Genomic DNA, 25,032 nt, shown 5'->3' with positions numbered 1-25,032 from the left:
GCCCAGGGCTAGAGCAGGGAGAGCTGTTCGGCGGCCGGTGCGGGCGGCGGGGTCTTGGGCAGCCGGCGATTGTCGCCGGTCTCGCCGCGGTTCAGCCCGTGTCGGCGTGCCGCCATCCGCACCCGCGCTGTCACCTCCCGCTGGTACGCCTGCGGCGCGTACGAGCCGGCCTGGTAGAGCTGCCGATAACGGGGCACCAGGTGGGGGAACTCCCGGGCCAGCCAGCGGGCGTACCACTCCCGGGCACCGGGCCGCAGGTGCAGCGGCAGCGGCGTCACGCTCGCCGCCCCGGAGGCGGCGACTGCCGCGACAGTGGCGTCGATCGACTCCTCGTCGTCGCTGAGACCGGGCAGGATCGGCGCCATCAGCACGCCGACGGAGAAACCGGCGTCGGTGAGGGTGCGGACCGCGTCGAGGCGGCGGCGCGGGCTCGGCGTACCAGGCTCGGCTGCCCGCCAGAGCGCCTCGTCGACGAACCCCACCGAGTACGACAGCCCGACCCGTGTCACCTCGGCCGCCTGGCGCAACAGGGGCAGGTCGCGCAGCAGCAGCGTGCCCTTGGTCAGGATGGAGAACGGGTTCGCGAAGTCCCGCAGCGCCTCGATGATCGGCGGCATCAGGCCGTAGCGGCCCTCGGCCCGCTGGTAACAGTCCACGTTGGTGCCCATGGCGACGTGCGCGCCGCGCCAGCGAGGCGCGGCCAGTTCGCGGCGGACCAGCTCACCGGCGTTGACCTTGACGATCACCTTGCGGTCGAAGTCGGCGCCCGGGTCCAGGTCGAGGTAGGTGTGGGTGTTGCGGGCGAAGCAGTTGTGGCTGACCACGCCGTTGGCGATGAAGTCGCCGGTGCCGGTGGTGATGTCCCACAGGGGAAGCTCCAGGCCGAGATCCTCGACGGCTGTCACCTGGAGTCGCGCCGCGCACTTGAGCGCCATGCCCTCGATCGAGCGCCGGGCCGTGACGGCCGGGTCGGTGAGGTGGAAGAAGCGCAGCCGCTCCGGCAGCCCGCCGGTCAGCCGGAGCTGACGCGCCGCTCCCGGTGCGCCGGGCACGTCGAGCGCCCACCGGAAGCCGAACCGGTCCAGCGCGCCGGCCGCGCGGGCCTGGCTCTCGTCGTCGGCGACGCTGATCCGGAACACGCCCCGGTGGCAGGTGCCCACGGCGTCGAACATCCCGGCCAGGTAGCCCAGCGCCCAGTCGTCCGTCGCCTCGTCGGGTGGCGTGAACAGCCCGGTGACGACGTCGGCCGGGCCGGCTGTGCGTACCACTGTGGTCGTCGCCCGGCGGCCCACCCGGGCGGTCGTGGCCCGCTCGACGGTGACGCCCGCGTCGGTCAGGTAGCGCTCGGCCCGGTCGAGCGCCTCCGCCTCGGCGGTGGCCAGCCGGAACCGGGTGTCGCGCCGGTGGCCGGCGGGGTGGTCGTCGCGGACCAGGGCGTGCAGGTAGCCCCGGCGGTAGTCGGCCGAGCGCTTCGGCGCCACCACGAACCCGCCGGTGCCGAGCAGGCGGTTACGGGTGGTCAGGTGCGGACGGCGTCCGCCGCCGCGCATGGTCCCGGTGACGTGCTTCCAGCCGCGTTCGGTGAGGAACCGGTGGTCGCCGCTGGCGACGAGCGTGGTGCCGTCGGCCAGTGTGATCCGGTGGGCCCGCTTCACCGTTGACCACTTGTCGAGCACCGTGGTGACGACGTAGTGGCGGTAGGCGCCGCTGCGCCGGGTGCCGTAGATCCGGTCGCCGGGCTCCAGCTCGCTGATCGCCCTGGTGCGGCCGTCGGCCATCAGGATCGGAGTGTCGCCGCCCAGGCAGTAGACGCAGGCGTGTGAGCAGCCCCGGTAGGGGTTGATGGTCCACTCGAATGGCACGCGTGACTGGCCGGGCACCCGGTTGATGATCGACTTGGCGTGGACCTCGTAGAAGGTCATGCCGGCGAAGCCCGGGGTGTCGAACGTGCGGGCGACGGCGCCGGGCAGCGCCAGCGGCAGGGGTGGAGCCGCCGGCGCCGCCCGATCGGGAGTCCCCTCGTCCGGGGGAGCGGAGAGGTTGTCCCAGCGCATGGAGGTATTCGAACACGTGTACGACTTGATGGCAAGTGGGGCCCCAGGCTCGGGTGCCCACCGGACATGGGGCGCGTGGTTTCGCTCGCACTCCCGGAGTCAGCGCCCAATCCATCGTTAAACTCTTGCCCTTCTATGTGATGTGCGCGACGATTGGGGTCGTCGGAAGTTTCGACCACCATTGGCGTATTGCATGCGGCTATACGCCTTGACAAGGCGGGGGTAAATATGGCAAAGGCAAAGCTGATTATTCGGAGTGGCATTCTTGCCTTGGCGCTCGCGGGCCTGGCCGGCACCTTCGCCGCGGCACCCGCGCAAGCCCACGATGCCAAGTGGTCGAAGACCCGAAATGGCTGCAAGTATTCCGGAGGAGTCGTCAGCAACCACACCTACGCGTGGACGCAGAGGGACTCCGGAGGGTGCAGCGGCCACCCCTGGCTTTGGGTCATCTCGTGTGATGACGGGGGCCAGATCGTCCATTCCTCGAATGGCTACACTTCGTTGAGCGGGACGAAGATGTACCAGGTGTATCACAAGACGCAGGAGAATGAGTCCTGGGAGCTGAGTCACCTCACGTACTGTTGATCTTCTTCCTGGGACGCCAAGTCGAGTTGCTGGTTTCGCTGCGTGGTGGCCTGGGCTAGGGCTCTTCCATCGATCGATCCAGGCCCAGGCTTCCTCTCGGGCCTGGATCGATCGGCGCGACAGGGATGGGGCTCTGGACTGACCTGGGCCGTTGCTTCTTCGGGAAGGTGGAGCCTGAATCTTGGGAAAGTTGGCCAGAGTCGCCGTCTGCGTGCTGTTGTTCGTGCTGACGGGCTGCTCCACGACAGGGGCCGAGGAGCAGCGCAGAGCGCCGACCGCATCCAGGGCGTCATCGGCCCCGCCAAGCGCGGGAACGACTCCTGCGCCGGTTACAAGGCAGGATTACGAGGCGGCGGTCCGTAGAACGGAAGCCTGCGTCGCGAAGTCCAACGTCAAACAAAAGAACTACGGTTGGGACCCGGTCGGAAACGACGAGATGATCCTCTTGTACAAGTCGCCAGTAATGCCGACTGTGAAGGCCCTTGAGTTTGCGCAGAAATGCCAGGCGGATCATCTTGACGCAGTGCGCATCGGCTACCAGAAAAGTAATCCCCAATATATGGCGCCAGAGCTGATGAAGGCGGTGCGGACGTGCCTCAAAGAAAGGGACGTCCCTGTTACCGGGTTGGAGAAGGGCCCGAACGACCTGATTGAGTCTGTGCCGCAGAAGAGGTTCACAGTGCTTGTGGAGTGCGTGCACAGTCAGGCCTCAAAGCTCTTCCCGTCCGTACCCATCCAGTTCCCGTAAAGGGCGCGACTGGAAGACGGTGCCGCTCGGGGCACGAGAAAGGCCGGGCCCAATCGGTCCGGCCTTTCTCGTGCTGTCGTGGAACGTCAGTGGTTGTGCTCGGCCAGCTTCTTGCGGACGTCGTCCATGTCCAGCGCCTGGACCTGCTCGATGAGGTTCTCCAGCGCCGACTCCGGCAGCGCGCCCGGCTGGGCGAAGACGATCACACCGTCACGGATCGCCATGATCGTCGGGATGGAGCTGATGTTGAACTTCGCCGCCAGCTCCTGCTGCGCCTCGGTGTCGACCTTGCCGAAGGCGATGTCCGGGTGCTTCTCCGAGGAGCGCTCGTAGACCGGGGCGAAGCGCTTGCACGGGCCGCACCAGTCCGCCCAGAAGTCGAGCAGGACGATCCCGTCGCGCCCGGTCACCTCGTCAAAGTTGGCCGTGGTCAGCTCAACCGTTGCCATTTGCTCTCTCCGATCACCGCGGATTGTCGTACGTCCGGTGGAACCAGGGTCAGTCCGTCCGAATTCCCGCCGCGGGGGTGACGAAACGCTGAGCGCCGGGACGGTGACCCTGAGCACATCGAACACCATCTGTTCGCTCCGTTCGTGCGGAACGCAAATGCACGCCGCACTTGCGTGACGGGACGTGATGGGAGCGTTTCCAAGGAGATCACTCTCAGTTTCTGCTACGTCTCGGTAACTTCGGGCTTGACGAGCATCTATCCGGCCTGCGGAGATCGCTTATCGACCTCGTGTCGGTTACTTTGAGTAGTGTTACGAAAAGGTAAATGTGACCTCCGTCTCTGTCGGCGACGGGTGGTCGTACGGCAGAATTCTTCGCATCAGAGCGTGGGCGGCGGGTGCCGGGGAGGGCCCCGCCGCTCATTGCGTCCGGACCTCGGTGGCCCCCGGTGTGACATTTCCGCCGGGCGAGCGCCCCGCCCCTCGCCTTAACAAGCGATAAGGCATGCTGTGCCGAACTCCATCGCCGCCCGTGAAGGGGACAAGGATGCAGTTCGGCCGCTACTACGAGGAGTTCGAGGTCGGCGCGGTCTACCGGCACTGGCCGGGCAAGACGGTCACCGAGTACGACGACCACCTCTTCTGCCTGCTCACCATGAACCACCACCCGCTGCACATGGACGCGCACTACGCCGAGTCCGCCTCGCAGTTCAAGCGCAACGTGGTGGTCGGCAACTACATCTACTCGCTGCTGCTGGGCATGTCCGTGCCGGACGTCAGCGGCAAGGCGATCGCCAACCTGGAGATCGAGTCGCTGCGGCACGTCGCACCGACGTTCCACGGCGACACCATCTACGGCGAGACGACGGTGCTGGACAAGCGGGAGTCGGCCTCGAAGCCCGACCGCGGCGTGGTCGCGGTCGAGACCCGCGGCTACAACCAGGACGGCACGCTCGTCTGTGTGTTCCGCCGCAAGGTCATGGTCCCCAAGAAGGAGTACGCGGCCGCCGCCGTCCCGGACGGCGTCGACCCGGAGCGTCCCAGCTTCCCCGAGCCGCGCTGACCTCGCGTCCGTCCGGCCACCGGGCCTCGTTCTCCGTTCGGCGGGGACGGGGCCCGGACCTCGTCCGGGGGCATATGCTCGGGCTGGAGGTTCCCATGAGCCACTCCGTAGCCGGAGAGCCGCCTTCCGCCGGTCGCCGTGCCGCACCGCTCACCACCGCCGCCTACTCGGCGGCGGAGTGGGACCTGCTGACCGACCTGCCGGGCCGCGTCCTCGTCGCCGCCGCCTCACCCGGACCCGGGCGCCCGCCGCGCGGCGTCGCCGCCGGTCTGGCCGGCCTGGACGCGGTGGCCGCCGGCCGGGCCTTCGACAGCGATCTCGTCCGCGCCGTGGTGGCCGCCATCTACGCCCGCCACGACGGGACCACCGAGCGGGACGAGCGCCTCACCGACCTGGTCGACCTGCTGGCCGCCGCCCGGGCCGCGGTACGGGTGCTGCGCCGCCGTGCCGACCCGGCCGACTCGGCGGCGTACCGGCAGTGGGTGGAGTCGGTCGCCGCCCGGGTGTGCCGGGCCGGGCAGACCGCGCCGAGCCCCGCCGACACACGCTTCCTCGACCGGCTGGGCGGCGCGCTCGACCTGCGCTGACCGGGGACGCCGCCGGGCCGTACCCTCGGCAACCGTGACCGACGACCAGCTCGACGTGGGTGTGGGGCCGTGGCCCGGTGACCCGCCGGACGACCCGCGCTACGACCCGGAGCTGCTCACCGCCGGGGACCGGCGCAACGTGGTGGACCGCTACCGCTACTGGCGGCGCGAGGCGGTGGTGGCCGACCTGGACCGGCGCCGGCACGACTTCCACGTGGCGATCGAGAACTGGCAGCACGACTTCAACATCGGCACCGTGGTCCGCAACGCCAACGCCTTCCTCGCTGCCGAGGTGCACATCGTCGGGCGGCGGCGGTGGAACCGGCGGGGCGCCATGGTGACCGACCGCTACCAGCACGTCCGGCACCACCCGACGATCGAGGAGTTCGTCGCGTGGGCGCGCGACGAGCGGTTGCCGGTGGTCGGGATCGACAACCTGCCCGGCTCCCGGCCGATGGAGACCGCGGTGCTGCCGCGCCGCTGCGTGCTCCTGTTCGGCCAGGAGGGGCCGGGTCTGTCGGCGGTGGCCCGGTCGGCGTGCGACGCGCTGTTCTCGATCGCCCAGTACGGCTCGACCCGGTCCATCAACGCGGGTGTGGCCAGCGGCATCGCCATGCACGCCTGGATCCGGTCGTACGCCGGGCCGCCGCCGGACTGAACGCCGCGTGGGTCCACCGCCGGACGGAAATCCCACGTTCGTCGGCCCGCCCCGCTTGACGCCTCGCGGGTCCGGGGTGACGGTGAGGGTGTGACTGTCGCGGTGAGTTGTCCGAAGTGCGCGGGCCCGGTGCGCGAGCCGGATCTGATGCACGCCGAGCACCGGTGCGTGCGCTGCGGCCCGGTCGCGCCGCTGCACGTGCCGGAGCACATCAGTGCCGAGATCATGGCCAGCGTGGTGGAGCGGATGGCCGCCGACCCCGACCCGGCAGGCCGGCTCCGGATGCCGCTGTGGTGCCCGTGGCCGCTCCCGCCGGGCTGGACGCTCACCGGCGTGGCGTGGGCGGGCGACGACCGCGCGGGCGTACGGGCCACGCTCGTCGCCTGCGCCGGTCCGGCCCCCCTGGACGGTGGCCCGGCCGACCTGATCTTCGTCGCCGAGGAACCCGGCGTCGGTCTCGGTTCCCGCTTCGCGGGACTGCCCGGACCCGACCCCGGCCCACAGGTGGAGGAGGCGCTCACCGATCCCGGCCCTGGTCATCCCGAGCGCCTGCCGCACGCGAAGATCCGGGTGGGCGGCCATCCGACTCCACTGTGGCTCGTTCGCTCCGAAACGGATCGAAGCGCGTACGCCGGCGAGGCTCGGGGAATGTGGCTCCATGCGATAGCCTGGCCGGCGAGTGCGGGTCACCTCCTCGCGGAAGAAGTCGTGCTGCACGACCTCACCGAGTGGACACCGCCCGAACTCGTGTACGGCGCACCATCTCCGTACCTGCACGGGCGGGCCTGACCGGCCCGCCACGGCTAGTCGGAGAGCGGACGCAGATATTCACGGTAAGACACCATGCTGATACTCTGGGTGCCGCTGCGGTAAACGGACCCGGCGCCGCGCGAGAGGATGGCCCGCTATGGTCAAGAAGGTCCTCACCTGGGCCGGCATCGCATTCTTGATCTTCTTTGTTGCGTACCGGCCCAACTCCGCCGCCGACGTCTTCAAGTCTCTCGGCGGCGGCATCATGGACATCGCGCAGGGCTTTGGCGACTTCTTCACCAACCTCGTCGCCTAGCCGCCCATGGGAAGCCCCTCCGGTCCACCCTTCGACCCGGACGACCCCGACCGGGCACGCCGGGAGCGCGACACCGAGCCGATCCCCCGGATCGACCCGGACGACCCGGCCGGTTACGGCCCCGGCCCGTACACGGACGCGGACGACGCCGGTTACGGCAGCGCCTACACCGGTGAGGGGCGGTCCGGCCGGGCCTGGACGCGTGACCCGGACGGCTTCCCGGACCAGCCGATCTCCGAGGACGAGCTGGCCGGGCTGCGGTCCGACGCCTCCGGCATGGCACCCCGCCGGGTGCTACCGCTGGAGGACGAGCCCAGCTCGCTCGTGGCGCGTTACCTCTTCCCCACCGAGCGCTACCGGGGCGAGTGGAAGCGGCACTGGATCCACCTCACCACCCCGATCATCGTCGGCGTGGCGGCCACGTTCGTGCTCGGCTACCTCTCCGGCTTCCTCGCCGGGCGGGACGTCGGCGCGTTGACCACCGTCGCCGTGCTGCTCTGGTTCGCCGTGATGGGCTGGGTGGCCTGGAAGGTCGCCGACTGGTGGTACGACCGGTTCATCCTGACCAACAAGCGGGTGATGGTGGTCAACGGGATCATCACCCGGCAGGTCGCGATGATGCCGCTCACCCGGGTCACCGACATGAAGTACGAGCAGAGCCCGACCGGCCGCGCCCTCAACTACGGCACGTTCGTGCTGGAGTCCGCCGGTCAGGAACAGGCACTCCGAGTGATCAAGAACCTGCCCAACCCGAACGAGCTCTACCTGCGCGTGGTCGAGGAGATGTACGAGCCGCAGGCGGTCGAGGCGCGGCTGGGCAAGGAAGCCGACGAGGCCAAGGCCGACGACGGAGCCTGAAACTTTTCGTCCGAACATCGGATGAACTGCACACCTTCCGCCATCGACCCGACCGGGCAGGCCGTGGCATTCTGCCAGGCAGGACGGGGGGAGATGAGTGTGGTGGTGAGCAGAGATCCGCTGGAGGAGGAGTTCCGCGAGTTCGTCGCGGCCCGGTCCGGCGCACTGCTGCGCACCGCGTACCTGCTCGCCGGTGACTGGGCCACCGCCGAGGATCTGCTCCAGACCGCGCTGACCAAGACCTACCTCGCCTGGAAGCGGCTCGGCGGGATCGACGCCATCGAGCCGTACGCCCGCCGGGTCATGGTCAACACGTCCACCAGCTGGTGGCGGCGCCGCTGGCACGGCGAGCGCCCCACCGAGGTGCTGCCGGAGCGCGCCGGCGTCGACGAGATCGAGCAGCAACTCGACCGGGACGCGCTCTGGCGGCACCTCCAGGCGCTGCCGGCCCGGCAGCGCGCCGTGCTGGTGCTGCGCTTCTACGAGGACATGTCCGAGGCGCAGACAGCCGCGCTGCTGGAGATCTCCCCGGGCACGGTCAAGAGCCAGACCTCCCGTGCGCTGAACACGTTGCGCCGCCGGCTCGGCTCCGAGGCGGCCCTGAGCCTGCCCACGCCGGCCGACGCGCCCGCCGCGACCCCGCCTGCCTCGCCCGCCGCAGCCGGCCGGTCCGTCCCGCCGGCCCGGGGCGCCGAGCCGACCCGTATCCCGGCGCGGCAGCCCGCCGCCCGGGTGCCGCGACCGGCCCCACCCGCGGCTCCGGTCCGCCCCGCCGTCCCGATCGCGGCGAAGAGCCGATGAGCGGCACCCGGCAGCACGGTGACAACCGAACGGGCAGCCCGGAGCGTCCATTCCCCGTGAGCGACGACGAGCTGGAGCGGGCGCTGCGGGAGACCCTGTCCCGCCGCGTCGAGACGTCCCGCCCGCTGCCCGCCGACCCGGCCGGGGAGATCCTGCGCCGGGCGCGGCGCACGGGCCGGCGGCGCACGCTCACCGGCCTGGCCCTGGCCGGGGTCGCCACCGTTGTCGTCACCACCGGGGTGGCCCAGTTCAGCGCGCCCGGCGGCGACGGCGGCACGCCCACAGTGGTGCTCGGCGACCCGCCCGTCCTCTTCCCGTCCCCGTCGCCCTCCGGGCCGTCCTCGGTCACCCGCTTCGGGCCGGTCCGCGCCGAACTCGACCTGCTCGTCGGTGACCGGCTGGACACCAGCGGCGGTGAACGGCGGCAGCTGACCGGGGTGAGCGGCGTCGAACGGGCGCAGCGGATCCACGAGCAGGAGGGCTGGCTGCTCACCTCGGCGGCCACCGTCGCCGGCCGTACCCTCTGGTGGGTGCCGGTCGGTGGCGCCGCGCCGCAGGTCATGCTCGCCGCCGCGGACGCGGTGGCGATCTCCCCGGACGGCCGCCAGGTCGCCTGGCGGGACGGCACGGACGTGATCGCCGCCGGTGTGGTCGCCGGCCAGCTCATCGCGCCGGTCCGGATCGCCGCGCCGGAGGGCGCCGTGCCGGTCGGCTTCAGCGGCGACGCGGTGCTGATCCGGCAGCCCGGCGACGGCGGGATGAGCGTCTGGAACCGCGCGCTGGGCGGGCAGCCGGGCCCGGTGAACCCGGCCGTCCGCACCGTCTACGGCACCCGGCCCGACGGGCGGGTGGTCGGCCTGGTCGCCGCCGGCCGGGACCAGCAGCTCTGCCTGGCCCTGCTCGACCCGGCCCGGGACCTCGCCCCGGTGCGTACCGGATGCGGCCTGAAGCTGGCCACCGACGGACTCGGCGCCGTCTCCTTCGACGGCCGGTGGCTGCTCGCCAACGGCACGTCGCGCACCGCCCTCCTGGTGGACCTGGCCGACCCGGCCAGCCCGGTCACCCACCCGGCCGGCCCGGTGCTGGCCGGCGGCGTGGCCTGGACCCGGGGCGGCGTGGCGCTGCACGTGGACGCGAGCGGCGGGCTGGTCCGGGTCAAGCCCGAGCGGGTGCTGGCCGGTGACCGGCCCACGGCCTCGAAGGTCGAAGGGCTGGCGCCGGAGGACCGCCCGGTGGTGGTGGCCGACGTCCCCACGGTGCCGGACGGGGCGTAGCGTCGGGCGGGTGAGCGTCCCCGCCCGCATCGACCTGCATACCCACTCCACCGCCAGCGACGGCACCCTGACGCCCGCCGAACTGGTCCGGGCCGCCGCCGAGGCCGGGCTCGACGTGGTGGCACTCACCGACCACGACACCACCGCGGGCTGGGCGCCCGCCGTCGCCGCCCTGCCGCCCGGCCTCACCCTGATCCGCGGCGCGGAGATCTCCTGCCGGTGGTTCGGCGCCGAACCGGCGATCCCGCTGCACCTGCTCGCGTACCTGTTCGACCCGGCCGAGCCGCACCTGGCCGCGGAACTGGCCCGGGTCCGCCGGGCCCGCGAGGAACGCGGCGAGCGCATCGTCCGGCTGCTCCAGGCCGACGGCATCCCGGTGAGCTGGACGGAGATCCTGGCCGGCGCGGGCGGCGGCACCGTCGGCCGCCCGCACATCGCGCAGGCGCTGATCCGGGCCGGTCTGGTCACCACGACCACCGAGGCGTTCGGGCCGGACTGGCTCGGCGAGCGGTACCGGCTGCCGAAGGACGACATCGAGGTGTTCCAGGCGGTGGCGCTGGTGCGGGCGGCCGGTGGCGTGCCCGTCTTCGCCCACCCGAGGGCCAGCAGGCGCGGCCGGATCGTGCCGGACGAGCTGATCGCGGACCTGGCGGCGGCCGGCCTGGCCGGGCTGGAGGCCGACCACGAGGACCACGACCCGGCCGAGCGGGAGCACGTCCGCGGGCTCGCCGCCGACCTGGGACTGCTGGTCACCGGCTCGTCCGACTTCCACGGCACGCACAAGACGGTCCGGCTCGGCGCGCACACCACCGACCCCGAGGCGTACGAGCGGATCGTCGCGCAGGCCCGCGGGGTGACCCCTGTCGCTTCGAGCTGAAGCGATCCGACGGCACGGCTACCGTGTCCGCGTGGATCTCAAGCTCTTCGGCGAGGTCTTCGTGACCCTGCTGGTGATCGTCGACCCGCCCGGAATGATGCCCATCTTCCTCGCGCTGACCGGGCCGCTGCCCGCACGCGACCGGAACCGGGCCGCCTGGCAGGCCGTGGCGCTGGCGCTCGGGGTCATCGTGATCTTCGCGGTGGCGGGGCAGACGATCCTGGCGTACCTGCACGTCGACCTGCCCGCCCTCCAGGCGGCGGGCGGCCTGCTGCTGATCCTGGTCGCGCTGGAGTTGCTGACCGGCAAGGCGGACGACCCGAGCAACCAGGTCACCTCCAACATCGCGCTGGTGCCGCTCGGCACCCCGCTGCTGGCCGGGCCGGGCGCCATCGTGGCGACCATGCTGTTCGTGCAGCAGGCCGGCGGCGCCGTCGACTACCTCGCCATCGGGCTCGCCATCGTCGCGGTGATGGTGACGGTCTGGGTGGTGCTGCGCTTCTCCGGCGGGATCGTCAAGGTGCTGCGCCCCGGCGGCATCGAGGTGCTGACCCGGATCGCCGGTCTGCTGCTGGCCGCCATCGCGGTGCAGCTCATCGCCGACGCGATCGCCGCGTTCGTGACCCAGTACCTCAACAACGCCTGAGCGGGTCCGTCCGCTGTCGTACCCGGATGGCAGGATTCTTCGGGTGCGACGACAGTCAGCAGCCAGCGGCTCCAAGGCTCCCCGACCCCGCGCCGAGCAGTCCGAGCAGCTCGGCTTCGAGGGCATGCCGGAACGCCTGTTCGTCTGCACACCGAGCAAGCTCGGCGCGTACGCGGACTGTCCCCGCCGCTACCGCTACGCCTACGTGGACCGGCCCGCGCCGCCCAAGGGCCCGCCGTGGGCGCACAACTCGCTCGGCGCGAGCGTCCACACCGCGCTGAAGAACTGGTACGCGCTGGCCCCCGACCGCCGCCGCCCCGAGGTGCTCGGCACGCTGCTCAAGGGCACCTGGGTCCGCGAGGGCTATCGCGACGACGAGCAGGAGCGCGACGCCTTCCGGCGGGCGCTGACCTGGCTGGAGAGCTACGTGGCGGGCCTCGACCCGGCCGACGAGCCGCTCGGCGTGGAACGGGTGGTCGCGGTCAAGACCGCGGTGCTCGCGTTCAACGGCCGCACCGACCGGATCGACTCGCGTCCCGGCCCGGACGGGCGGCCCGAGCTGGTCATCGTCGACTACAAGACCGGCCGCACCGGGCTCGACGCCGACGACGCGCGCGGCTCGCAGGCGCTCGCGCTCTACGCGTACGCGGCCGAGCGGGTGTTCCGCAAGCCGTGCCGCCGGGTCGAGCTGCACCACCTGCCGACCGGCACCGTCGCCGCGCACGAGCACACGCCGGAGTCCCTGAACCGGCAGCTCACCCGCGCCGAGGACACCGCCCGCGACATCATGGCCGCCGAGCGCGCGGTGGCCGACGGCGCCGACCCCGACGCGGCGTTCCCCACTGAGCCGGGCCCGCGGTGCGGCTGGTGCGACTACCGGCGTACGTGCCCGACCGGCGTGCAGACCCCGGGCAAGGAGCCCTGGTCCGCAGTCGAGCGTTTCGCCGACCCGGAGTGAGTGCGCGACGCCGTCAGGCCGCGGTCAGGCGGGCGGCGCGTTCCTTGGCGGCCTGCTGCAACGGGCCCTCCCGGTAGCGCCGGGGCACCGCGGCCAGCGCCAGCCGCAGCGCCCGCGCGCTCAGGTCCGCCGACAAAGCGGTGGTGGGCAGGCCCAGCCCGCCGTAGAGCCGCAACGCCCACGGCGGCAGCATCCCCAGCGCGGTGGCGGCGATCCCGAAGTACGCCCAGCGCGGCGGACCCAGGTTCAGGCCGACCCGCGCCGGCAGGCTGAGCTTCCACGGGATCGGCGGCGCGGTCAGGAACAACGCGGTCTCGGCCGCCTCCCGGGTCATCCGCAACTGCGGGCGTACGTCCCGGTAGTAGTCGGCCACCTCGGCGGCGGTACCCGGCACGTCGTCCGGGTCCAGCCCGACCAGGGCCGCCGACCGGCGCTGCTCGGTGTAGTAGCCGTCCACCTCGTCGTCGGTGAGCGCCAGCCCGGACCGCCGGGCGGTGCTCACGAACGACTCGACCTCGGTGACGTGCACCCAGCGCAGCAGCTCCGGATCGTCGACGCGGAACTCCTCACCGGTGAACGGGTCGGTGGCGCGCATCCGGGCGTGCCGCACGCGCAGCCGTCGCCCGGCCGCCTCCGCCTCGGTCGTGGTGCCGTAGATCGTCGTTCCCACGTACGTCGCCGTGCGGACGAGCCGCCCCCAGGCGTCGGTTCGGTAGCTGCTGTTCTGGGCGACGCCGGCCATCGCGCGGGGGTGCAGCGCCTGGAGGTAGAGCGAGCGCAGGCCGGCGACGATCAGGATCGGTTCCTCGTGCACCTTCCACGTGACCGATCCCGGACCGAAGAGGCCGAGGTCTTCGGTGTCCACCGATCAAGAGTGCCACGCGCCGTCGTCGGCCGTCCTCGGTGCGGCGGCCAGTCGACGTGCGGCGGTCGTCGGTGCGGCGGTCAGTCGTCGGCGGAGCGGCGGGACTGGCAGGTAGGGCAGAGGCCCCAGAAGGTCACTTCCGCCTCGTCCAGCTCGAAGCCGTGCGCCACGTTCGGGTCCAGGCAGGGGGCGCTGCCGACCGCGCAGTCCACGTCGGCGATCTCCCCGCAGCCCCGGCACACCACGTGATGGTGGTTGTCGCCGACCCGGGCCTCGTACCGCGCGGGACTGCCGGCCGGCTCGATCCGGCGGGACAGCCCGGCCCGGGACAGGGCGCCGAGGACGTCGTAGACGGCCTGGGTGGAGACCGAGTCGATCCGCCGGCGGACCCGCCGGGTGATCTCGTCGACCTCCAGGTGACCGCCGGCGGAGAGCACGTCCAGCACGGCGAGACGCGGCCGGGTGACCCGTAGGCCCCTCGACCGGAGCAGCTCCTCACCTGTGGACATGGATCCATGACAGCACGGCTCAGGCGGGCCGACAAGCGAGCGTTGTTCACCCGTGGCCGGGGCCACAGGTGAACCGGCACCGCCGTGCCCGCGTGTATCGAAGAAGACGGCGTGACGCCGTACGCTGAGCGCGCCAAACCACCCACTCGCCGGAGGTGTCGGTGTTCAGGGAAATCAACGGTCTGCCCGTCCACGTGCTCGTCATCCACGCGGCGGTGGTGCTGGTGCCGCTGCTGGCACTGCTCGCCGTCGCGTACGGGGTGCTGCCCCGCTGGCGGCCCCGCCTCGGCTGGGCGGTCGCGGCGCTCGCCGTGGTCACCCCGATCGTCGCCTGGGTGGCGACCGAGTCCGGCGAGGAGCTGGAGGAGGCCCTGCGCGCGAAGGGCTACCCGCCGGACCGGCTCCAGCAGATCCACGAGCACGCCGAGTACGGCGACACGCTGTTCTGGTTCGCGCTCGGGCTCGGCGTCGTGGCGCTGCTGCTCGTGCTGTCGACGAGCCGCCTCGTCGCGGGCCGGAACCTGCCCCGCTGGCTCCCGATCGTGCTCACCGTCGTGGTGGCGGTGCTCGCGGTCTTCGCGATCGTGTACGTCTACCTGACCGGGGACAGCGGCGCCAAGATGGTCTGGGACGGCGTCGTCTGACCGGTACGGCTCAGAACAGCACCCGCGAGCAGAGCAGGCAGGTGAGCAGCACCAGCACCACTGCGACGGCGGCCCCGATGCCGTAGGTGAGCCGCTGCGCGCGCTGCTCCGCCTGGTCCATCGCGGCCATGTCCTGCGGCGGGAGCCGTCGGGGCGGTGACGGCTGCACGTGTACCGGTGGCCGCCAGCCGGGCGGCGGAGGCGTGCTCGGCGGCGGTCCCGCGTACCCCGAGGGCGGTGGGCCACCACCGGGCGACCCCGGCCACGCGCCGCCGGCCACCGTCCAGCCGCCCGCCGCCTCCGGCCGGGCCCACGGGCTGTCGGTGGCCGCCTCGCGTGACCACGGGCTGGCGGTCCCGGCCGGTTCGGCGGTGCGGTCCGGTTCACGGTCTCCGCCGGCGTTATTGGCGTCACCCGGCCGAGATCCGGGACCGGCCGGGTGGGCGTCCGCGCTGTCCGCGCTGTCCCGGGGGACCGCCCCGGGGGCGTTCTCCCCGGCGGGTGCCGGTTGGTCCGGGCGTCGCCAGGTCTCGTCGTCGGGGCTGCCACCGCTCGGCGTCGTCACGCCGTCCGACGCTACCAACGCCCCGGGCCGGTCGGCCGCCCGACGCGTCGATCACCGCCACCCCGGCCCGTCGCGCCCGGTGTGTGGCGTTCCGACGGCTCCCGGCCCGGTACGGCCGGGCTCGGGACGATCCGGCCGGTCCCGGGGATCGAGCCGGCGCCCCGTTCGGCGGTATCGTTGCTGCTCGTGACCGACCCCGCCATCCGGACACCGCGCGACGACGACGACCGCGTGGTCGACCTCAGCGACGACTTCGTGGTGCTGCCCGAGCAGACCAGCGACGACACCGACCGCGGCTGGGGCGAGCGCCCCGGCGGCAACGACGACTGGCTGCTCGCCGAACGCCCCCCGCACTGGGGCTGATCGCGTCAGCCGCGTACCACCACGGCGAATCGACTGCCCTCCGGCAACCCGACCGCCCGCCTGGCCTGCTCCGGCGGCAGCGCCAGGTAGAGCGCAGAGGAGCCGTCGACCGCGCCGGTGGCGCCGACCACGTCGAGCACCAGCGCGCGCGGAGCTAGCAGCGTCGGGTCGGGCGAACCGCCGGCCGGCACGACGAGCAGGTCGACGCGGGCACCCGGGCGCAGCACCGCGAGCGCGGCCGGCTCGGCCAGCCGGATCGGCACGCCGACCGCACCGGCCGGCAGGGCGGGGGTGCCGCCGGACGGCGACGCCGTCGCCGAGGCGGCCGGCAGGACGCGGGGTGGTGGGCAGGACGGCGGCGTCCGGAGCACCGCAGCGGCCAGGCCGAGCAGCACCGCGACGAGCGTCACCCGCAGCAGCGTCCGGCGCCGGGGCAGCCCGCGCCAGCGGACCGGACGCAACGTCGCCTCGCCATCCGCCACCGCTGCCTCCCGCCGCCGGTCAACCGTCCGACCCGCAGGCTAGGCCCGGCCTCCCGACGCGCGCCGCCCCATCGCCCGCCCCTGTGGATAACCCGCCGGCTAGTGGAAAACCGTTCCCCGGGGAGGCCCGCCGTCACCAGCGGACGTCCGGTACGGCTGGGACCGCCAGCTCGGGGAGGTTGCTGCTTCCGGGCTGGCGGATGCAGCAACCTCGCCGAGGTGGCGAGCATCCGCCACCGGCCGAGCAGCAACTTCCCCGAGGTGGCGAGCATCCGCCACCGGCCGAGCAGCAGCCTGCCCGAGCCGGCGAGCATCCGCCGCAAACGGAACGTGGCCGCCCCCGAGCGGGAACGGCCACGTGTCGCGTGCGAGCGGCGGGTCAGGACGAGCTGGACGCCGCCGGCGCCTTGCTCGCCGTCGACCCGGATCCGGACGAAGAAGACGAACCGGATGAGGAAGACGACCCGGACGAGGAGGACGACGAGGACGAGGAGTCCGACGACGACGAGGACGAGGACGACTCGGACTTGGCCGGCTTGCTCGTCGAGGCGCCGTTGTCGGAGCCGGACGGACGGGAGTCCGTGCGGTAAAAGCCGGAGCCCTTGAACACGATGCCTACCGAGTTGAAGAGCTTTCGCAGCCGCCCCTCACACGCCGGGCACTCGGTCAGCGGCTCGTCCGAGAAGGACTGCACCGCCTCGAGCTGGTGGCCGCACGCGGTGCAGGCGTACTGGTACGTGGGCACGTTCTCCTCCGGATCTTCGGCACGGCCTTCTGGCACTCGTGGACTTCGAGTGCCAATGGTGCGTCATGACCCCCGGGTTCGTCCAGCGGAAGCGCCCGGGCCCACACCCGGGACCGCCACCAGCCCGTCCGCCGGAGTGATCACACAGTGCACCGGGCGGTCGTGCGGCAGGGCGGGCACCGCCGGGACCAGCTCGCCGTCGTGCAGCAGCGCCACTGTCGGCACGGTGGCGGGCACCCGGGCCAGCGCGCGGTCGTACGAGCCGCCGCCCCGGCCCAGCCGGATGCCGCGGCGGTCCACCGCGACCGCCGGCACCACGACCAGGGAGGCTCCGGCCACCGCGGCACGCCCCCGGGGCGGTGCGGTCGGCTCGCGCAGGCCCCGGCCGGCGGCGCGCAACGACTCCGGGCCGGTGTACGGGGCCCAGTCCAGGTCCAGGTCCTCGCGCAGCACCGGCAGCAGCAACTCGGCGTCGGGCGGCAGCGCGGCGCGCAGCACGTCCGGCAGGTCGTCCCCGCCGGGCTCCGAGGCGACCGGCACGTACGCGCTCATCCTGGCCGGGCGCAGCCGGCGTACCAACGTCACCAGCTCGGCCTGGACGGCGGTCGCCGCCACCGCGCGGTCGGCCGCGGACAGCGACCGGCGCGCGGCGAGTAGCGCGATGCGCATCTCCCGCTTCGCATCGTGCGCTTCATCCGAAAATTCCGGCACGCAACACTCCTGACGCAACGCTTGCCTAATGGTCGCTCTGTGTCAGCATCGCACCAAGGGAGCGGAACTTCCGGGGGGAAGATTGACGCTACGCGGGCGGTTGACGGCGGCTTTCCTCGCGGTGGTCCTCGGCCCCGTCCTGCTCGGCGCGTTCTTCGTCGGGGCCACGCTCAGCGCCGTCGACCACAGCCGCGCCACCGAGCGGCTGGGCCTGGCCGCGGCCGGTGTCCGTACCTCGATCGACGCACTCTGCCAGCAACTCCGCGCGGCGGCCGACGCGGTCGCGCTGGTCGGCGACCCGGTCGTCCGGTCGCGCGCGGCCGACCAGGTGGTCGCCCGGGGCCTGGCCGCCGCCGTGCTGATCGCCGACGCCGCCGGCCGCACCACCTACACCACGCCCGGCGGGCCGGCCGGGCGCTGGCAGGACTGCGCCGGCGCGCCCGCCACCGGTGTCGCCGCGCTGGCCGCCCAGGTCCGGCTCCGCGACCCGGCCGGCACCGACCTGGGCGCGGTCGCCGCCGCCCAGCCCGTCGACCGGGCCTTCGTGGCGCGGCTCGCCGCCGTGACCGGCGTCGGGGTCACCCTCCTCGACGATCCCGGTGGCATCACCCACACGACCGAGGACCAGGGGGTACGCGCAGCGGTGCTGGCCGCCGCCGGCAAGGCGGACGGGAACCGGGTGACCGGGACCGGCGACGGCCGGTACGTGCGCCGGGTCGGCCCGTCTCCCGGTCAGCCGCTGCCGCTGGTGCTGTCGGTGCCGGGGGAACGTGCGCCCGGCCTGTACGGGGCGCTGATCGCCGCGGTCGCGCTCGCCGCCCTGCTCGCAGTGCTCGCGGCCTGGCGACTGGCCCGGGTGACCACCCGGCCGCTCGGTGAGCTGGCCGGCGCGGTGGACCGGGTGGCGCGCGGCGACCTGAGCGCCCGGGTGCCGGTGCGCAGCCGCGACGAGATCGGACGGCTGGCCAGCGCGTTCAACCGGATGACCCGGGAGACCGGCACCTACGTGACGGCGCTGACCAGCAGCCGCGACCAGCTCCGCAACCACCTCGCAGTGCTCGGCGACACGCTCGCCAGCACGCACGACCTGCAACGCATCCTGCGGGTGATCCTGGACAGCGCGATCGCCGCCACCGGTGCCCGGGCCGGCGCGGTGCTGCTGGTCGACGGCGACGGCGTACTCGTCGGCCGGTGCGTGGAAGGTCTGACCGGACGCCGGCCGACGGGCGACCCGGCCGACCCGGCGACGCTGCGGGTGCCGGTCGGCGCCGGGGTGCTCGGCGCGGTGGCTGCCACCGGCGAACCGCTGCGCGGACGGTGGGCGCCGCCGGACACGCCGACCGGGGAGCCGTCCTGCGAGACGTACGTGGCGGTGCCGTTCGCCACCCCCGGCGGCGCCGAACCGCGCGGCCCGGACCGGCCCGGCCATCCGCCCGCCGACGGCGACCCGCCCGGCTCGGCCTGCGCGGCGCTCGGCGTGCTCGTGCTCTACGACCGGCTCGGCGGGCACGAGTTCCACGACGACGACGTGGTGACGCTGCGGACGTTCGCCGGGCACGCCGCGGTCGCCGTGGAGAACGTCCGGGTGCACGAGGAGGCGCAACGGCTCTCCCTCACCGACCCGCTGACCGGGCTGTGGAACTACCGCTACCTGCGCGAGTCGATCCGCCGCGAGGTGGAGCGGGCGAACCGGTTCGGCCGGATGCTCAGCGTCCTCGCGCTCGACCTGGACCGCTTCAAGAACGTCAACGACACCTGGGGGCACGCCGCCGGGGACGCCGTGCTGGTCGAGTTCGCCCGCCGGGTACGCGGCGTGATCCGCGAGGTGGACCTGGCGTTCCGGCAGGGCGGCGAGGAGTTCGTGGTGCTGCTGCCGGAGACCGACGCCCGGGGCGCCACGATCGTCGCCGAGCGGCTCGGCGCGGTGGTACGCGACCAGCCGGTGGCGGTCGAGGGGAGCGGTGACGAGCCGGTGCGGGTGCCGGTGACCGTCTCCATCGGCATCGCCGTCTACCCGGACCACGCGGCCGGCGGCCAGCAGGTGCTCGACGCCGCCGACGACGCGTTGTACGCGGCGAAGGCCGCCGGACGCGACGGCTACCGGCTCGCCCCGGTGCCCGATCCGGTCCCCACCCAGGAGATCCCGGTGGTGGCCGCCGGCGTCAGCCCGCCGGACGGGCTGCCCCGGGCCGGCACGGCGGACCCGGCGGGCACCGTCCAGGGCGGCGCGTCTTCCGGTCCTCACCCGCCGCGGCAGAGCCGTGGCCGATAGTCTCGCGACATGTCGGAGCACTCAGCGAACCCCTCAGCGGCCCCCGGTCGCTCCCGCGCGGTCAAGGCCGTGATCCCGGCCGCCGGCCTGGCCACCCGGTTCCTGCCGGCCACCAAGGCGGTTCCCAAGGAACTGCTGCCGGTCGTCGACCGGCCGGTGCTGCAGTACATCGTCGAGGAGGCCGCCCAGGCCGGCATCGACGACATCCTGCTGATCACCGGTCGCGGCAAGACCTCGATGGTGGACCACTTCGACCGCCGGCCGGACCTGGAGGAACGGCTCGCCAAGAAGCCCGAGCTGCTGGCCGAGGTCAAGCGCACCGAGGAACTCGCCGCGATCTACACGGTCCGCCAGCCGGAACAGCTCGGCCTCGGTCACGCCGTCGGGTACGCCGAGTCGCACGTCGGCGACGCGCCCTTCGCGGTGCTGCTCGGCGACGAGTTCGTCAAGCCCTCCGAGCCGCTGCTGCCGGCCATGCTGGAACTCCAGGCCCGCACCGGCGGCGTGGTGCTCGCGTTCTTCGAGGTCGACCCGGCCGAGACCAGCCGCTACGGCATCGCGTCGGTCGAGCCGGCCGAGTCGGAATACTCCGACATCGCCGAGGTCGTCAAGGTCACCGGCATGGTGGAGAAGCCCAGCCCGGAGGACGCCCCCAGCAACCTCGCCGTCCTCGGCCGGTACGTGCTCCCCGGGAAGATCTTCGACGCGATCCGGCGTACCCGACCGGGCAGCGGCGGCGAGATCCAGCTGACCGACGCGATGGAGCTGCTGCGTACCGAGGGGGTGCCGGTGCACGCCATCGTCTACCGGGGCACCCGCTACGACACCGGCATGCCGCTCGGCTACCTCCAGACCGTGGTGCAGATCGCCGCCGAGCGGGAGGACCTGGGCGCCGAGTTCCGCAAGTGGCTGACCGAGTTCGTCAACAACGGTGACGAGACGGTCACCGCCGCGGTCCTCAACGGCATCCGCGACGCGTCCGGCGGTGCCGATACATGACAGCGACGGCCGACGCCGAGGCGGCCGCGAACGAGTTGACGCCGCTCGCCGACTACCTGGGCAGTGTGCTGCGCAGGTTACGCGCGCTGCCTCCACTCGACCTCGACCTGACCCAGGCGTACGGCAACGTGCTCGCCGAGGACGTGGTCGCCCCGCACTCGTACCCCGCCTTCGACCAGGCGGCGGTGGACGGGTACGCCGCGCGCTGGGAGGACATCTCCGGTGGGAGTCGGGGGCCGGGCTACGTCCCGGCCCCCTCCGGTATGCCCGGCGGCCGCAGCATCCGCCTCAACGTGGTGGGTGACCTGGGCGCGGCGAGCTGGCGACCGGTGCGGCTCACCCCCGGCGCCTGCTTCTCGGTCGCGGCGGGCGCGCCGCTGCCGATCGGCGCGGACGTGGTCGTCCCGGTGGAGTGGACCGACCAGGGCATGGCCGCCGTCGAGATCTTCCGCGCCCCCAAACGGGGGTACGGCCTGCGCCGCGCCGGGGATGAACTCGTCGCCGGCACGCTGCTCGCCCGCGCCGGGGCGTACGTCTCACCGGCCCTCGTCGCGGTGTTCGCCGCCACCGGCATCGGGCACGTGGTGGTGCGGCCGAGCCCGCGCGTGGTCATCGTGGCCACCGGCGACGAGCTGGTGGACGTGGGCCGGGGCAGCCAGCCCGGCCAGGTGGTGGACACCAACTCGCACGCGCTGACCGCGGCAGCGGCGGAGGCGGGCGCGCTCGCGTACCGGGTGGGGATCTGCGACGACGACCCGGAGGCGCTGCGCGGCCTGCTGGAGGACCAGACGCTGCGCGCCGACCTGATCATCACCACCGGCGGCACCGGCACCGGTCCCGGCGACATGGTCCGCCGCATCCTGTCCCGCCGCGACGGCGGGCGCGCCGGGCCGGTCGCCTTCACAGAGGTGGCCCTCTATCCCGGAACGGCTCTCGGGTTCGGTACGGTCGGCGCCGAGGAGGTGCCGGTGGTGTGTCTTCCCGGTGAGCCCGGCGCGGCGCTGATCGGCTTCGAGGTGCTGGCCCGCCCGGCCATCCAGCTGCTGGCCGGGGCCGAGCCGGTGTTCCGGCCGAGCGTCCGCGCGCACCTGCTGGAGACGGTCTCGTCCCCGGTGGGGCTGCGCGAGTTCCGGCCCGCGCACGTGGCCGAGCGGCGCGGCGGCGGGTACACCGTGCAGCCGCTCGCCGGTGGCCCGTACACGCTCTCCGGCCTGGCCGAGGCCAACGGCCTGCTGGTTCTCGGCGAGCGGGTCACCACTGCGGCTGCCGGGTCTACGGTGGACGTGCTCCTGCTGGACCGGCGCCGGTGAGCGCGAGGAGTGAGCTTGCGAGCCCCGCAGTCGCGAGCGAAAGGCAAGCTCGGTGAGGTTCCGGCGGGCGCCGGGGTGGCCGGCGGTGCTGGTGGACGGCCCGGTGGTGCTGCGGCCGTACCGGCGTTCGGACGCCGCCGCCTGGTCGGAGATCCGGCGCGCGAACCGCGAGTGGCTGGCGCCGTGGGAGTCCCATGTGCCCGGCGGCTGGTACGAGACGAACTCGCCCGCCGCGTTCCGCCTGGTGCACGCCGACCAGCGCAAGTCCTCGCGTACCGGTGAGGGCATGCCGTTCGCCGTCTGCCTCCGCGAGAACGGGCAGGAGCGGCTGGTCGGCCACGTGAACGTGGGCAGCATCGTGCGGCGGGCGTTCTGCTCCGGGTACGTGGGCTACTGGGTGGACTCCAGGGTGGCCGGTCGCGGCGTGATCCCGACCGCTGTGGCGCTCGCCGTGGACCACGCGTTCGGACCGGGCGGTCTGCACCGGATCGAGGTGAACATCCGGCCGGAGAACATGCCCTCCCGGCGGGTGGTGGAGAAACTCGGCTTCCGCGAGGAGGCCTATCACGTGCGCTACATGCACATCGACGGCGCGTGGCGGGACCACATCGGATACGCGATGACGGGCGAGGAAGTAGTAGCCGAGGGCGGCTTGCTGGCGCGGTGGCACCGCGTACGTGACAACCGCCGCTGAGGCGAACGCCCGGCGCGGCGCACTGTGAACCGGGTCGGCGGCCCGTAACCTCAAGTAACTGCAAGCTGTGGCAAGCGCTGCCCGCCCGCACGAAGTGCGCCGTAAACGACGGTAGACGGAAGAAGTTGCGGCGGCGGTGCTCGCCGGAGAACTTTGGTGACGGGAGGGGTGAGGGTGCCCACGTCGGTGCTCCTCGCCGTCCTCGCCGCCGCCGGTCTGCTCGCCCTCGCTCCGGCGCTGGTCCGCCGGTACGACGCCACCGAGCGGCTGGTGGCGGAGCGGGCGCAGTCGACGGCGCGGGTGCTCCAGCGCCGGCGTCGACGGCGCACCGTGCCCGGGCGGCGACCGCTGCACCCGCCGCGCTCCCTCGTCGTGACCCTCAGTGAAGACTCCGACACGGGCCGTCTTGCCCGTCCGGTCTCCGCACCGCCACTGCGCCGACGCTCCGGGCGACTCCGGCCCGTCTCCGCGGTGCCGGCCCAGTCCCGCCGACGGCACCCGCCCCGGCGACGGCACACCCCGGCGATCTACCGCCGGCGCCGGGTGCTGGCCGCGCTGCTGCTGCTCAACCTGGTCGAATTGGGCGGCGTGGTGCTCGTCGGACCCGGGTTCTGGATCAGCGTCTCGGTCACCGGCGCGCTGCTCGTCGCGTACGTCGTACACCTGCGGCAGCGCGCCCTGGCCGAACGCCGACGGCGGCGCGCGGACGCCCGGGAGGCGGCCTGGCTGGCCGCCCGCCAGGCCGAGGTGCGCCGCGAGCAGGCCCGGCGCGCGGCGGCCCGACGGGAGGCGCAGCGCCGGCTGGCCGCCCAGCGCGAGGCGGTCCGGCGTACGGCGATGGGGCTGGACCGTCCCGCGGACCTGCCACCGGCGGCGAGTGGCGGCTCGGTGTCCTACCGGCGGGCGGGCGGCCTGCGCGGACGCCCCTACCAGTCCGGCCGAGGCGCCTGACCGCCGTGCCGGCGCCTTGCTGGTGGCGATCTTGGAAGGTTTGGGCCCCTCCGGGGGCCTTTTCCTTCCAAGATCTACGGGGCGGCGGGGCGGTTCGCGTCGTGGGGGCGCGACCTGTTAGCCTTGTCGTCGGCCCGCCCGGTGAAAGCCGGGTGGGACCGACGCTGGTTCGCCGGCGGAGGGGCTGTGGCGCAGACCGGTAGCGCACCTCGTTCGCATCGAGGGGGTCAGGGGTTCAAATCCCCTCAGCTCCACCCAGTTCAAAGGCCGTCTCCCGTGGTGGGGGACGGCCTTTTCTGATCTTCTGCAGCAAGTGGCTTGGGCGCATCGTGAGGTGGGCGCTCACCCGCGGCGGTGCGACACGCCATGGCCGAGACGGTCTTCGCCACCCTCACGACCGAACTGGTCTACACCCGCGCCTGGCCGTGACGGCACGAACTGGAAACGGTCGTCTTCTCTTCCATCGAAGGCTTCTGCGGCCCACGGCGCCGGCACGGCCGTCTGGGTAACGTCAGCCCCGACGCCTACGAGAAGACCCGTCACGAGTCCCTGACACACTCATGAAGCTGTTGAGATAGACGTCCGAGTGGTCAACGCCGACACGACAGGAACAGCCGCTGCGACAGTAGTCGGGCGGGTCAAGGGCGACCGCGAGGGTGAAGGATCCGAAATCTGCTGTGTCGCGCCACCGACCAGCAGGCGAACAGCGCGCCGAAAGTCGGGTGCCTGGCGCCGTCTCGAGCCGTCTTCCAGGCCGGTTGGGCCACCTGCTCGGCGGCGTCGCCGCTCGCCCTTTGCGGTGTTTATGAGGGCGTTTGTTGCCGAGCATTAGCGTCCGAGACGGCGACAACCGGAAGTCTTCGCTATTCAAGAAAATGTTGTGACTTGTTGCCGATGCTTGGGATATCCAGTTTGTCGGCAATGGCCCCCGGGATTCGATCGGCACTCCTGACTTCCTTATTGTTAATCGCGTTTAGAGTTCCGGCCGACCGGGGGATCCGGGCGTCGTCGGCCAGCGCCCCACAATGAGCCGACAAACCAGTCGGGCCGCCCCGAACAGGCGCGATTTTGCCACCCGCTCGACCTGTTGTGGCTGCCAGGAGCGCCCGTACCGTTGCGGCACCAGCGTTCCGTGTGATTGGCCAGATGAATTGCGGCAATTGCAGGCGTGCTGATTGTATCGAAAATCGTCTTTGATGGAGCCATTTTCATCCTGCGTAGCGGTCGGCTTCGACGCGGTGCAGGACGAGGATGGCCTGCACGATCGCGGTCGCTCGGCGTGGGCAGCAGCGCAGCTT

The 25,032-nt window shown here is 72.6% G+C and carries 27 protein-coding genes, 1 tRNA gene and 1 pseudogene; 21 read left to right on the top strand and 8 right to left on the bottom strand.

Annotated features, from left to right (window positions below):
* Positions 1-8 precede the first annotated feature (8 nt).
* A complete protein-coding gene (locus IF06_RS0123710; protein ID WP_030273635.1) occupies positions 9-2,054 on the bottom strand; it encodes an intein-containing Rv2578c family radical SAM protein in 2,046 nt (681 codons plus the stop codon).
* A 796-nt stretch (positions 2,055-2,850) separates the two neighbouring features.
* Here IF06_RS0123710 and IF06_RS33665 point away from each other — a divergent pair.
* Positions 2,851-3,387, top strand: coding sequence for a hypothetical protein (locus IF06_RS33665; RefSeq protein ID WP_157547396.1), 537 nt, complete (start codon positions 2,851-2,853; stop codon positions 3,385-3,387).
* Between the two features lie 86 nt (positions 3,388-3,473).
* Here IF06_RS33665 and trxA read toward each other — a convergent pair whose 3' ends face one another.
* A complete protein-coding gene (gene trxA, locus IF06_RS0123695) occupies positions 3,474-3,836 on the bottom strand; it encodes a thioredoxin (RefSeq protein WP_013283893.1) in 363 nt (120 codons plus the stop codon).
* 547 nt (positions 3,837-4,383) lie between these two features.
* Here trxA and IF06_RS0123690 point away from each other — a divergent pair.
* From IF06_RS0123690 to IF06_RS0123640, 11 genes are all read left to right on the top strand, one after another.
* On the top strand, positions 4,384-4,899 hold the full coding sequence (locus IF06_RS0123690) for a MaoC family dehydratase (protein WP_013283894.1): 516 nt from the start codon (positions 4,384-4,386) through the stop codon (positions 4,897-4,899).
* A 95-nt stretch (positions 4,900-4,994) separates the two neighbouring features.
* Positions 4,995-5,486 carry a hypothetical protein gene (locus IF06_RS0123685; protein WP_030273634.1) on the top strand — a complete coding sequence of 164 codons (492 nt, stop codon included), beginning with the start codon at positions 4,995-4,997 and terminating at the stop codon, positions 5,484-5,486.
* A 34-nt stretch (positions 5,487-5,520) separates the two neighbouring features.
* Positions 5,521-6,144: a TrmH family RNA methyltransferase gene (locus tag IF06_RS0123680; RefSeq protein ID WP_030273632.1), complete on the top strand. Its 624-nt coding sequence runs from the start codon at positions 5,521-5,523 to the stop codon at positions 6,142-6,144.
* A 90-nt stretch (positions 6,145-6,234) separates the two neighbouring features.
* A complete protein-coding gene (locus IF06_RS0123675) occupies positions 6,235-6,933 on the top strand; it encodes a DUF6758 family protein (protein WP_316250298.1) in 699 nt (232 codons plus the stop codon).
* 118 nt (positions 6,934-7,051) lie between these two features.
* The gene (locus IF06_RS34005; protein WP_013283898.1) at positions 7,052-7,210 is read left to right on the top strand and encodes a hypothetical protein; all 159 of its coding nucleotides are present in this window, start codon (positions 7,052-7,054) and stop codon (positions 7,208-7,210) included.
* A 6-nt stretch (positions 7,211-7,216) separates the two neighbouring features.
* Entirely contained in the window at positions 7,217-8,068 is an 852-nt protein-coding gene (locus IF06_RS0123665) for a PH domain-containing protein (RefSeq protein WP_030273630.1), read from the top strand.
* Positions 8,069-8,173: 105 nt separating this feature from the next.
* A complete protein-coding gene (locus IF06_RS0123660) occupies positions 8,174-8,869 on the top strand; it encodes a SigE family RNA polymerase sigma factor (protein WP_232236755.1) in 696 nt (231 codons plus the stop codon).
* Positions 8,870-8,925: 56 nt separating this feature from the next.
* Positions 8,926-10,143, top strand: a complete 1,218-nt coding sequence (locus IF06_RS0123655; RefSeq protein WP_232236754.1) for a hypothetical protein — start codon at positions 8,926-8,928, stop codon at positions 10,141-10,143.
* Positions 10,144-10,153: 10 nt separating this feature from the next.
* Positions 10,154-11,020 carry a PHP domain-containing protein gene (locus tag IF06_RS0123650; protein WP_030273624.1) on the top strand — a complete coding sequence of 289 codons (867 nt, stop codon included), beginning with the start codon at positions 10,154-10,156 and terminating at the stop codon, positions 11,018-11,020.
* 31 nt (positions 11,021-11,051) lie between these two features.
* Positions 11,052-11,666, top strand: a complete 615-nt coding sequence (locus tag IF06_RS0123645; protein WP_013283903.1) for a MarC family protein — start codon at positions 11,052-11,054, stop codon at positions 11,664-11,666.
* A 124-nt stretch (positions 11,667-11,790) separates the two neighbouring features.
* Positions 11,791-12,624, top strand: a complete 834-nt coding sequence (locus tag IF06_RS0123640; RefSeq protein WP_232236761.1) for a RecB family exonuclease — start codon at positions 11,791-11,793, stop codon at positions 12,622-12,624.
* A 13-nt stretch (positions 12,625-12,637) separates the two neighbouring features.
* Here IF06_RS0123640 and IF06_RS0123635 read toward each other — a convergent pair whose 3' ends face one another.
* Together IF06_RS0123635 and IF06_RS0123630 are read right to left on the bottom strand one after the other, a co-directional pair.
* Positions 12,638-13,489: an oxygenase MpaB family protein gene (locus IF06_RS0123635; protein WP_030273620.1), complete on the bottom strand. Its 852-nt coding sequence runs from the start codon at positions 13,487-13,489 to the stop codon at positions 12,638-12,640.
* Positions 13,490-13,569: 80 nt separating this feature from the next.
* Complete coding sequence (locus IF06_RS0123630; protein ID WP_013473912.1) at positions 13,570-13,998, bottom strand: Fur family transcriptional regulator; 429 nt, start codon at positions 13,996-13,998, stop codon at positions 13,570-13,572.
* A gap of 161 nt (positions 13,999-14,159) precedes the next feature.
* Here IF06_RS0123630 and IF06_RS0123625 point away from each other — a divergent pair, with 161 nt between their 5' ends.
* Positions 14,160-14,642, top strand: coding sequence for a DUF2231 domain-containing protein (locus IF06_RS0123625; protein ID WP_030273618.1), 483 nt, complete (start codon positions 14,160-14,162; stop codon positions 14,640-14,642).
* Between the two features lie 10 nt (positions 14,643-14,652).
* Here IF06_RS0123625 and IF06_RS32875 read toward each other — a convergent pair whose 3' ends face one another.
* Positions 14,653-15,207 carry a hypothetical protein gene (locus tag IF06_RS32875; protein WP_030273616.1) on the bottom strand — a complete coding sequence of 185 codons (555 nt, stop codon included), beginning with the start codon at positions 15,205-15,207 and terminating at the stop codon, positions 14,653-14,655.
* A 186-nt stretch (positions 15,208-15,393) separates the two neighbouring features.
* Between IF06_RS32875 and IF06_RS34000 the strand changes: the two genes are divergently transcribed.
* The gene (locus tag IF06_RS34000) at positions 15,394-15,570 is read left to right on the top strand and encodes a hypothetical protein (RefSeq protein WP_174361685.1); all 177 of its coding nucleotides are present in this window, start codon (positions 15,394-15,396) and stop codon (positions 15,568-15,570) included.
* A gap of 5 nt (positions 15,571-15,575) precedes the next feature.
* On the opposite strand, the gene IF06_RS0123610 is transcribed toward IF06_RS34000, so the two are convergent.
* Positions 15,576-16,052 carry a hypothetical protein gene (locus tag IF06_RS0123610; RefSeq protein ID WP_013283910.1) on the bottom strand — a complete coding sequence of 159 codons (477 nt, stop codon included), beginning with the start codon at positions 16,050-16,052 and terminating at the stop codon, positions 15,576-15,578.
* A 365-nt stretch (positions 16,053-16,417) separates the two neighbouring features.
* Here IF06_RS0123610 and IF06_RS34450 point away from each other — a divergent pair, with 365 nt between their 5' ends.
* On the top strand, positions 16,418-16,642 hold the full coding sequence (locus IF06_RS34450) for a hypothetical protein (protein WP_030273614.1): 225 nt from the start codon (positions 16,418-16,420) through the stop codon (positions 16,640-16,642).
* 218 nt (positions 16,643-16,860) lie between these two features.
* Here IF06_RS34450 and IF06_RS0123600 read toward each other — a convergent pair whose 3' ends face one another.
* Positions 16,861-17,508, bottom strand: a complete 648-nt coding sequence (locus tag IF06_RS0123600; protein WP_030273613.1) for a 5-formyltetrahydrofolate cyclo-ligase — start codon at positions 17,506-17,508, stop codon at positions 16,861-16,863.
* 82 nt (positions 17,509-17,590) lie between these two features.
* Here IF06_RS0123600 and IF06_RS0123595 point away from each other — a divergent pair, with 82 nt between their 5' ends.
* The 6 genes from IF06_RS0123595 (at position 17,591) to IF06_RS0123570 (ending at position 23,988) form a co-directional block, all read left to right on the top strand.
* Positions 17,591-19,780: a sensor domain-containing diguanylate cyclase gene (locus IF06_RS0123595; RefSeq protein ID WP_030273610.1), complete on the top strand. Its 2,190-nt coding sequence runs from the start codon at positions 17,591-17,593 to the stop codon at positions 19,778-19,780.
* A 9-nt stretch (positions 19,781-19,789) separates the two neighbouring features.
* Positions 19,790-20,779, top strand: coding sequence for a UTP--glucose-1-phosphate uridylyltransferase (locus tag IF06_RS0123590; RefSeq protein WP_013283914.1), 990 nt, complete (start codon positions 19,790-19,792; stop codon positions 20,777-20,779).
* Positions 20,776-22,089 carry a gephyrin-like molybdotransferase Glp gene (gene glp / locus IF06_RS0123585; protein WP_013473918.1) on the top strand — a complete coding sequence of 438 codons (1,314 nt, stop codon included), beginning with the start codon at positions 20,776-20,778 and terminating at the stop codon, positions 22,087-22,089. The genes IF06_RS0123590 and glp overlap by 4 nt, the downstream gene beginning before the upstream one ends.
* A gap of 52 nt (positions 22,090-22,141) precedes the next feature.
* Positions 22,142-22,783 carry a GNAT family N-acetyltransferase gene (locus tag IF06_RS0123580; RefSeq protein ID WP_030273608.1) on the top strand — a complete coding sequence of 214 codons (642 nt, stop codon included), beginning with the start codon at positions 22,142-22,144 and terminating at the stop codon, positions 22,781-22,783.
* Between the two features lie 168 nt (positions 22,784-22,951).
* Entirely contained in the window at positions 22,952-23,734 is a 783-nt protein-coding gene (locus IF06_RS0123575; RefSeq protein WP_198039681.1) for a hypothetical protein, read from the top strand.
* 180 nt (positions 23,735-23,914) lie between these two features.
* Positions 23,915-23,988 (top strand) — tRNA-Ala (locus IF06_RS0123570).
* Positions 23,989-24,942: 954 nt separating this feature from the next.
* Here IF06_RS0123570 and IF06_RS33660 read toward each other — a convergent pair.
* Positions 24,943-25,032, bottom strand: a pseudogene (locus tag IF06_RS33660) (IS5/IS1182 family transposase); the annotation flags it as partial.

The organism is Micromonospora globosa (genome assembly GCF_000717585.1).
Lineage (GTDB): Bacteria > Actinomycetota > Actinomycetes > Mycobacteriales > Micromonosporaceae > Micromonospora > Micromonospora aurantiaca.
This window is presented reverse-complemented; position numbering and strand designations above follow the sequence as displayed.

Coding starts and splice junctions, on each gene's coding strand:
- IF06_RS0123710 (WP_030273635.1), bottom strand. CDS start 2,054: ATGCGCTGGGACAACCTCTCCGCTCCCCCGGACGAGGGGACTCCCGAT.
- trxA (WP_013283893.1), bottom strand. CDS start 3,836: ATGGCAACGGTTGAGCTGACCACGGCCAACTTTGACGAGGTGACCGGG.
- IF06_RS0123690 (WP_013283894.1), top strand. CDS start 4,384: ATGCAGTTCGGCCGCTACTACGAGGAGTTCGAGGTCGGCGCGGTCTAC.
- IF06_RS0123685 (WP_030273634.1), top strand. CDS start 4,995: ATGAGCCACTCCGTAGCCGGAGAGCCGCCTTCCGCCGGTCGCCGTGCC.
- IF06_RS34005 (WP_013283898.1), top strand. CDS start 7,052: ATGGTCAAGAAGGTCCTCACCTGGGCCGGCATCGCATTCTTGATCTTC.
- IF06_RS0123665 (WP_030273630.1), top strand. CDS start 7,217: ATGGGAAGCCCCTCCGGTCCACCCTTCGACCCGGACGACCCCGACCGG.
- IF06_RS0123640 (WP_232236761.1), top strand. CDS start 11,791: ATGCCGGAACGCCTGTTCGTCTGCACACCGAGCAAGCTCGGCGCGTAC.
- IF06_RS0123630 (WP_013473912.1), bottom strand. CDS start 13,998: ATGTCCACAGGTGAGGAGCTGCTCCGGTCGAGGGGCCTACGGGTCACC.
- IF06_RS0123590 (WP_013283914.1), top strand. CDS start 19,790: ATGTCGGAGCACTCAGCGAACCCCTCAGCGGCCCCCGGTCGCTCCCGC.
- glp (WP_013473918.1), top strand. CDS start 20,776: ATGACAGCGACGGCCGACGCCGAGGCGGCCGCGAACGAGTTGACGCCG.